This is a genomic window from Bartonella sp. AP57NXGY (genome assembly GCF_042195805.1).
GTDB lineage: Bacteria > Pseudomonadota > Alphaproteobacteria > Rhizobiales > Rhizobiaceae > Bartonella.
In genome coordinates this window covers 1-726 of the sequence record NZ_JBHIOZ010000507.1, presented here as the reverse complement: position 1 = coordinate 726, position 726 = coordinate 1, and the positions used below count along the sequence as shown (strand labels likewise).

The following is a 726-nucleotide window of genomic DNA, read 5'->3' as shown; positions in this document are numbered from 1 at the left end:
CCTCTTTATGTTACGTTGCAAAAAGATCGTTCTCTTTACATTGGTGATCATCTTGTAGAACAAGCAGCTTTGAGAGACGCTTTGTTGAGGGAAACGACGCAAAATTTAGAGACAAAAATTTTAATCAAAGCGGATAGCGAAATTGATTATGGTACTGTCATCGATTTATTAAATCAAATACGCATGGCTGGATATCATAAAATCGGTCTTGTAGGATTGCAAAACTCTACCAATCTTGTCTCGAGAGGTGAGATCAATAATAAAACAACAGGGGTAGCGAACGCTGCTGTCGATGGAGCGGGCGGTAGCGCGGGTGGTAACGTTGTGGGGCATGTGGATGCCGTAACAACGAGCACTACGGGAAACGCTAATATTCCAGCCGATGTCTCTGACCAGTGATAAAAATAGCCTTTGTTGCAGGAAGCAAAGCATATTACTCAAAGTCGTAGAGTGAAATTGATGAGGGTTCCGTGGATTTATTAAACCAAACACGCATGGGTTTGATATTACGCAGGGGGTTCATATATTGAATCGGTTTTTTAGGATTAAGCTCTACTCATCTTGCCGCAAGAGGTGCGATCAAGAAAACAGCAGAGGCGATTGTTGTGTGTCTTAATACATCTTAAAGCCCTTTTTGCGGCGGTGTTCATAAATGGTATATAAAAAGCAAGTAAAATAAAATAGTTATGTCTAATATGGGGGAATAGGTGAATCTTGATTCTATTG

1 protein-coding gene is annotated in these 726 nt (G+C 40.6%); it reads left to right on the top strand.

The features are described from left to right. Window positions 1-399: biopolymer transporter ExbD (locus ACFIL8_RS11725; RefSeq protein ID WP_375682293.1), on the top strand; the 399-nt coding region annotated here is incomplete at its 5' end. Between the last annotated feature and the right edge of the window lie 327 nt (window positions 400-726).